The 6,644-nt window shown below is 67.6% G+C and carries 10 protein-coding genes; 5 read left to right on the top strand and 5 right to left on the bottom strand.

From position 1 onward, the window contains the following. The first annotated feature begins 134 nt into the window (after nucleotides 1-134). Nucleotides 135-266, top strand: a complete 132-nt coding sequence (locus A7D27_RS28880) for a hypothetical protein (RefSeq protein WP_256557222.1) — start codon at nucleotides 135-137, stop codon at nucleotides 264-266. A 50-nt stretch (nucleotides 267-316) separates the two neighbouring features. Here the strand turns inward: A7D27_RS28880 and A7D27_RS26410 are convergent, their stop codons facing one another. The 4 genes from A7D27_RS26410 to A7D27_RS26395 all read right to left on the bottom strand — a co-directional run bounded on the left by A7D27_RS26410 (nucleotide 317) and on the right by A7D27_RS26395 (nucleotide 3,443). Continuing rightward, nucleotides 317-988 carry a helix-turn-helix transcriptional regulator gene (locus A7D27_RS26410; RefSeq protein ID WP_069566624.1) on the bottom strand — a complete coding sequence of 224 codons (672 nt, stop codon included), beginning with the start codon at nucleotides 986-988 and terminating at the stop codon, nucleotides 317-319. A gap of 74 nt (nucleotides 989-1,062) precedes the next feature. After that, the gene (locus tag A7D27_RS26405; RefSeq protein WP_069559616.1) at nucleotides 1,063-1,428 is read right to left on the bottom strand and encodes a cupin domain-containing protein; all 366 of its coding nucleotides are present in this window, start codon (nucleotides 1,426-1,428) and stop codon (nucleotides 1,063-1,065) included. A 159-nt stretch (nucleotides 1,429-1,587) separates the two neighbouring features. After that, on the bottom strand, nucleotides 1,588-2,886 hold the full coding sequence (locus A7D27_RS26400; protein WP_069566623.1) for an FAD-binding oxidoreductase: 1,299 nt from the start codon (nucleotides 2,884-2,886) through the stop codon (nucleotides 1,588-1,590). 62 nt (nucleotides 2,887-2,948) lie between these two features. After that, on the bottom strand, nucleotides 2,949-3,443 hold the full coding sequence (locus A7D27_RS26395; protein ID WP_069559614.1) for a heme-binding protein: 495 nt from the start codon (nucleotides 3,441-3,443) through the stop codon (nucleotides 2,949-2,951). A 273-nt stretch (nucleotides 3,444-3,716) separates the two neighbouring features. Between A7D27_RS26395 and hpaR the strand changes: the two genes are divergently transcribed. The 4 genes from hpaR (at nucleotide 3,717) to A7D27_RS26375 (ending at nucleotide 6,406) form a co-directional block, all read left to right on the top strand. Beyond that, nucleotides 3,717-4,139, top strand: a complete 423-nt coding sequence (gene hpaR / locus A7D27_RS26390) for a homoprotocatechuate degradation operon regulator HpaR (RefSeq protein ID WP_044412130.1) — start codon at nucleotides 3,717-3,719, stop codon at nucleotides 4,137-4,139. A gap of 124 nt (nucleotides 4,140-4,263) precedes the next feature. Further along, entirely contained in the window at nucleotides 4,264-4,524 is a 261-nt protein-coding gene (locus A7D27_RS28450; protein ID WP_069566622.1) for a hypothetical protein, read from the top strand. Then, nucleotides 4,521-5,774, top strand: a complete 1,254-nt coding sequence (locus A7D27_RS26380) for a sensor histidine kinase (protein ID WP_069559612.1) — start codon at nucleotides 4,521-4,523, stop codon at nucleotides 5,772-5,774. Before A7D27_RS28450 ends, A7D27_RS26380 begins: the two co-directional genes overlap by 4 nt. Further along, nucleotides 5,771-6,406 (top strand): response regulator transcription factor, encoded by a 636-nt coding sequence (locus A7D27_RS26375; protein WP_069559611.1) that lies wholly within the window; start codon nucleotides 5,771-5,773, stop codon nucleotides 6,404-6,406. The genes A7D27_RS26380 and A7D27_RS26375 overlap by 4 nt, the downstream gene beginning before the upstream one ends. Nucleotides 6,407-6,547: 141 nt before the next feature. On the opposite strand, the gene A7D27_RS28560 is transcribed toward A7D27_RS26375, so the two are convergent. After that, a partial coding sequence (locus tag A7D27_RS28560) for an OprD family porin (RefSeq protein WP_139134203.1) occupies nucleotides 6,548-6,644 on the bottom strand: 97 nt, incomplete at its 5' end.

Here is a 6,644-nt window from a genome sequence, read left to right as displayed (position 1 = left end):
CAAGCACTTCAACGACCACCTGAAACTTATCCAGAGCCTGGTGCCGCACCTGACCTGCGAAACAAAACGGATTTCGGTGTTGCAGTTCTAGTGCGCTTGCCGATGGTCTTTCTTTACAGGGACGTTGAATTTCAATGAACGATCTTGCCGTAATCCGCAGCCTGCTCCGCTGGAACCGCCCGGCCGAACTACCAGAAAATCACCGCATCGAAATCGACTACCGCCAACAGGAAGCCAAAGGTATCTGCCACACCCAAGGCCGATGATTTCGACGACATCCACCGCCCCTGAGCCCATCGCCCGGGGCTGGATGCCTTCAATCCCCCTGCAAGAACAACATCCCCACCAGCTCCGTCCGGTTACGCGCGCCCACCTTGCGGAACAGGTTGAGCAGGTGCGTCTTGACCGTGGGCAGGCCGAGGTCGAGGTGGCGGGCGAGGGCCTTGTTGCCGAGGCCGTCGCGCAGGAGCAGGGCGATCTCCCGTTCACGGGGGGTGAGTTCGGGCAGGGTGGGGGGGAGGGGGGCGAGGTGTTCAGCGCCGGCCTGCATCAGGCCGTGGAGGGCGCCGAGGCTGGCCAGTTCGGTGGGGTCGAAGGCGGGGAGGCCTTCATGGCGCAGCAGGGAGAGGCCGGCGATGGGGCGGTTGCCGGCGCGGGCGATCACTTCCACCACGTCGATCACCCGGTGCTGGCGCAGGAAGCCGAGGTACTGGCGGTTGTCCGCGTCGCTGCGGTGGGCCTGGCCGGTGCGCAGCGGCACCACGGGCAGGCCGATGGCCTGGCAGGTCTGCGGCTGCAGCGGGTCGAGGTGGCGGTAGTGATTGAGGTAATCGGTGTGCATGCCCGGCTGCATGTGCAGCAGGTGGAAGTCATGGGCCTGCAACTGGTCGTCGATGCGGTAGAAGGCGGCGACGGAGGCGGGGACGAAGTGGGTGAAGGTGTTCAGGCAGTGCCGGGCGAAACCGGCGGGGTCGCGGGGGGCGGTCATGGCGGGTTCCTCGCGCTGGGCGGCCGCTCGCGGGCGAGGGCCGCAGGCCTGCCCCGTGGGGCAGGCCGGGTGGTTCAGGCCACGGCATAGTAGTGCTTGACGAAGCCGTCGCCGGGCACTTCCCAGAGCACCGGGGTGCCCTTGGCGACGAACCAGCTGTCGCCGGCCTTGAAGCGGGTGGTCTGGCCGGTGGATTCGTCAGTGAGGATCACCTCGCCGGTGACCACCGTGGCCTGCTCGTTGAACGGGTAGACCATGCGGAACTTGCCGCCGGTGGTGCCGAAATAGGCGGCACTGACCGGGTCGGTGGGGGCGCCGGCAGTCATCCTGCCGAAGGCCTTGACCTCGCCTTCGAGGATTTCCGAACCCAGGTCGGCGACGGTGCCCCAGGCATCCAGTTCAGCCAGGGTGATTCCGTTCTTGATGGGGGTGAGGGACATGGCAGTTGCTCCTGCGGGTGATGAAAAAGTGTGTTTGCTTGATGGATTCCCGCTTCGCGAGAATTAAGGTGTTCTCAACGCTTCCGGCACGAGCGAGCTAGAGCGGTACAAGGCCGATCCCAACGCCGTACCGCCGACGCTCAGTCGCGTCGATCACTGTCAGCGGCGGCCGGTCCAGAAGCCGGACACCTGGTGCCAGGACTTGCCGGCGGTGAGCAGCAGCGGGCGCAACTGGTCCTTGCCGACGATGTTGATGCGCCGCACCGAGCTGATCAGGTCATAGCGCGCCGAGCCTTCGCTCATGCCCTCGGCCAGCACCTTGCAGATGATGTGGCTGGGGGTGACGCCGAAGCCGGAGTAGCCCTGCACGAAGAAGGCGTTGGGCCGGCCGGGCAGGGTGCCGATCTGCGGGAACAGGTTGGCGCTGCAGGCCATGGGGCCGCCCCAGGCGAGGTCGATCTTCACGTCCTTGAGGTAGGGGAAGATCTTCAGCATGAGGTTGCGGTTCCAGGCCTTCAGGTCGCGTGGGATGTGCTCGACGAAGGGGGTGGCCGCGCCGAACAGCAGGCGGTTCTCGTTGGTCACGCGGTAGTAGTCGATGACCGGGCGGATATCGCTGTACGCCCCGCGGATCGGGCTGATGCGCTGAATGAGCTCGTCGGACAGCGGCTCGGTCATCATCTGGAAGGCGTAGGTGTTGATGGTGGTGCGGTGCAGCTCGGGCTCCAGCTTGTTGAGGAAGCTGTCGCAGGCCCACAGCAGCTTGCTGGCCTTCACCGAGCCCTGGCCGGTGCGCACGGTGATGCGCTCGCCGTAGGTCACCTCCAGCGCCGGGCTGTATTCGAAGATCTTCACGCCGTGGCTGGCCAGGGCCTTGGCCTCGCCCAGCAGCAGGTTGAGCGAATGCACGTGGCCGCCGCCCATGTGCAGCAGTGCGCTGCTGTAGGCGTCGGAGCCGATGATCTGCTTCACCTCCGAGCCGCCGAGGAAGCGGATCTCGTGAGGCGAGCCGAGGGATTTGAACTCCTTCTCCCAGGCCCGCAGGGTCTTTTCCTGGCGGGCGTTGAAGCCCATGTAGCCGTAGCCGTGGCAGAAGTCGGCGTCGATGCCGTACTGGGCGATGCGGCCCTTGATGATGTCGGCGCCCAGGTCGCTGATCTCGAAGATCTGCCGCAGGCCGTCCTCGCCTACGTCGTGGCGGATCTTCTCCAGGTCGTGGCCGATGCCGGCCATGATCTGCCCGCCGTTGCGGCCGGTCCCGCCGAAGCCCAGGTAGCGGGCCTCCAGCACCACGATGTTGGTGATGCCCTTTTCCGCCAGTTCCAGGGCGGTGTTGATGCCGGAGAAACCTCCGCCGATCACGACGACGTCCGCTTCCAGGTCCTGCTGGAGGGTGGGGAAGCTGAGGTCGTACTTCTTGGTGGCCGTGTAGTAGGTGGGTGTCTCGATGTTGATCATGACTGCAGCCTGGACGATGGAGGGACGTCGGACGCCGAGGGGCCCGTGCCTGACGACGGATATTAGGAGCCGCTGCGGGGGATGGCGTCTTGTTCCTCAGTGCCGGGGTTCTTGTCCAGGTTTGACACGTGCCGGGCAACGCTCTGGGACGCGGCCTGGGCGCAGGCCGCGTCGATGGCCTCGGAGGCGCCGGAAACACCGATGGCGCCGATCACCCTGCCGTCATGCAGGAACGGCTCGCCGCCGCCGAACAACGCCAGGTTCGGCTGCAGCGGCAGGCCCTGGCGCACACCGGGGGAGCAGGCGGCCAGGCGTTGGTCCCAGGCGCTGGTGGCGACACCGAAGCCGGCGGCGGTGATGGCCTTGTGCAGGGCGATGTCGCGGCTGGGCTGGGGCGCTCCGTCCATGTGCGCGGTGTGGATCGGCAGGCCGGAGGCGTCCACCACGGCGATGCTGACGCGCACGCCGTGGTGTTCGGCGGCTTCCAGGGTGGCGTGCAGGGCCCGCATGGCGAGGGCGAGGCCGAGGTGGGTCTGCTGGTGCAGCAGGGCGGGCATGGCGGCGACTCCGGGCTGGACGGTGCTCGATCATGAATAGGTTAATGAGTGGCGGCAATGCCCGATCGTGCAGCCGGCAGGGCGGCAGGCAGGAACAAGCGCCCGTGGCAGGCAGCGGCATGACGGGCATCCCGTGCCCCGGCCTAATGGCGCATCGCCGGCGCCGCCTCTACCTGCTCGAACGGCTGACGACCGAACGCAAGGTCGCCTGTGCGCCGTGACGCCTCAAGCCTTGATCGTTAAACTGTGAACATTTTTCGGCCCGCCAGACCCATGTCCAACACCCGCACATCCCTGACCCTCAGCCTGCTCCAGGCCCGCGAAGCCGCCATGCGCTTCTTCCGTCCGCAACTCAACCTCCACGGCCTCACCGAGCAGCAGTGGCGGGTGATCCGCATCCTGCGGCAGAACGGCGAGATGGAGAGCCACCGCCTCGCGCGGCTGGCCTGCATCCTCAAGCCAAGCATGAGTGGCGTGCTGCTGCGTCTGGAGCGCGACGGCATGGTGCGCCGACGCAAGCAGGAACAGGACCAGCGCCGCGTGCTGGTCAGCCTGGCGCCCAAGGGCGAGCAGTGCTTCGAGTCCATGAGCGTGGAGATGGAGCGCAACTACCAGCGCATTCAGGAGCGCCTGGGGCCGGAGAAGCTCGCCGAGCTGCTGGCCCTACTGCAGGAACTCAAGGGCATCCGCCCCTGACTCTCGGCTGACCAAAGTACTCGGCTGACCAAAGTAGGAGCGCGACCGGTACCAAGGTAGTAATCGGCGCGCACGGGGCCCCGCCTAGCATGGGTGCATCGGAAAATCCGCTCGAGGATCGGCCATGCGCGTGCTCAAGGCCCTGCTGCTGCCCCTGTCGGGCACCTCTAAAAACGTAGGCGAGGCGGTCAGCGCAAGGCAAAAACAGGCGAAAAAGCGCAGTTTACGAGTGGTAAATGAGCATTTTGAGCCTGTTTTTAACGCAGCGATGACAACGCAGGTAGTTTTTAGGGGTGGCCTGCTGCTGATCATCACCCTGATCGGCCTGGATCGTGTTCATGGCCCGCAGCCACCCAGCGCCCAGCCGGAGCGGGCGCGGCCATGAGCACCGCCCTGCGCATCCAGCTCTGGGTCAGCCTCTGCTTCGCCGCCGTGGCGCTGCTCTGCAGCCTGGTGCTGGTGCACCAGGGCGCCCAGTCCCTGGCCGAGGAACTGGCCACCGAGCGGGCCGCTGCCCATTACCTGCGCCAGACCGCCGAGCAGGACCCGAACGTGCTCGACTCGGCCCTCGCCGCCGGGCTGCGGCACCTGCAGATCGTGCGCCTGCCGATGAGTGCCCCGTCGCCCCTGACCCGCAGCGCCCCGAGCTGGCCCTTCCCAGCGGCCGAGCCGGTGGGCGATCCGCTGCCCCTGGCCGGTGGCGAACAGGCCTGGTTGCTGCTCGACCCCCGTGACGGCATCGACGAGGTACGCAGCGGTGTGCTGCAACTGCTGGTGCTGTTCGCCCTGGCCCTGGCGCTTAGCCTGGCCGCCATCCGCTGGGCCCTGGCCCGTGGGCTGCAGGCGCTGGAGGAACTGCAGCAGGCCTTCGACGCGGTGGCGGAAGGGCGCCTGGATGTACGCCTGGCGGGGCACCCGCTGGGCGAGGCCCAGCGCCTGGTGGGGCACTTCAACGGCATGGTCGGCACCCTGGAGCGGGTACGCGATGAGAACGCCGCGCTCACCCAGGCCCTGCTGGACCTGCAGGAGCACGAGCGCCAGCACCTGGCGATGGCCCTGCACGATGACATCGGCCAATACCTGGTGGGCATCCGCGCACAGTTGCTGCTGTTGCGCTCGCTGTCCGGCCAGGCACCGGGCACCGTCACGGTGCTGCAGGACCTGGAGGGCAACTGCCAGCGCATGCAGGCCGCCTTCCGCGCGCTGGTGCGTGACCTCTACCCGACCGCCCTGGATCGCCTGGCCCTGGACGACGCCCTGCGCCTGCTCGCCGAGCAGTGGCAGCAGGCCCAGGGCATTCCCCTGCGCCTGCACCTGGGAACGTCACTGCCGACCCTCGCGCCGGGCGAGCGCGCGCACCTCTACCGCCTGCTGCAGGAGGCGCTGACCAACGTCGCCCGGCATGCCGGCGCCAGTGCAGTGAGTGTGCGCCTGGCGCGACGCGGGCAGCGTCTTTGCCTGCTGGTGGGGGACAACGGGCGGGGCGCCGAGCGCGCCCCGCAGCCCGGCATCGGCTTGCGCTCCATGTCCGAGCGCGCCCGCTGCCTCGGCGGCCGCCTGCGCCTGCGCACCCGCGCCGGCCGGGGCTGGCTGTTGCGGGTGAGCATGCCGCTGGACGGCCTGGAGGGCCCATGAAGATTCTGTTGGTGGATGACCACTCAGTGGTGCGCCAGGGCTACGCCAGCCTGCTCCGCGCCTTGCTGCCCGAGGTGCAGGTGAGCGAGGCGGCCAGCGGCGAGCAGGCCCTGCAGGCGGTGCAGGAGAGCATTCCCCACCTGGTGGTGATGGACTTCACCCTGCCGGGCATCAGCGGGCTGGAGACCACCCGCCGCCTGCGCCAGCGCCTGCCGCAGCTGCGGGTGCTGTTCTTCAGCATGCACGACGAGTTGCCCCTGGTCCGCCAGGCACTGGAGGCCGGTGCCTCGGGCTACCTCACCAAGAACGCCTCGCCGGAGGTGCTGGTGGAGGCGGTGCGGCGCATCCTCGCCGGGCACGCCTACATCGAGCAGCCCCTGGCCACCCAGCTCGCCTGCCACCCCAGCCGGGAGGCGGGCGACCCGCGCCTGTCGGGCATGACCCAGCGCGAGCTGGAGATCTTCACCATGCTGGCGCGGGGCATGCCGGTACGGCGCATCGCCGAGCACCTGTGCATCAGCGGGAAGACGGTCTCCAACCACCTGTCGATGGTGAAGAACAAGCTGCAGATCGGCTCGCAGGCAGAGCTGGTGCACCTGGCGATCGACACGGGGGTGTTGAGGGTGGGGTGAGGGAGAGGCCAAGGTTTGAAGAGGCTTGGCTGGTCGAGCGAGGCTGAGCTCGATGATCCGCCTGGTCCCGAGCCGTTGGTTATCGGCCCATGAAAAACGCCGCCCGGTTCAGGGCGGCGTTTTCAACGCTGGCGGCTCGTCTTACCAGAGCGGAATGACGTAGCTGACGATCAGGCGGTTCTCGTCAATGTCGTTGCCGAAGTTGGTGGAGCGCACGGTGGCGTTGCGCCATTTCACA

Origin of the sequence: Pseudomonas sp. 1D4 (genome assembly GCF_001728925.1) — a bacterium.
Lineage (GTDB): Bacteria > Pseudomonadota > Gammaproteobacteria > Pseudomonadales > Pseudomonadaceae > Metapseudomonas > Metapseudomonas otitidis.
Note: the sequence above shows the minus strand (reverse complement) of the source record. Positions and strands in the feature narration are given on the sequence as shown.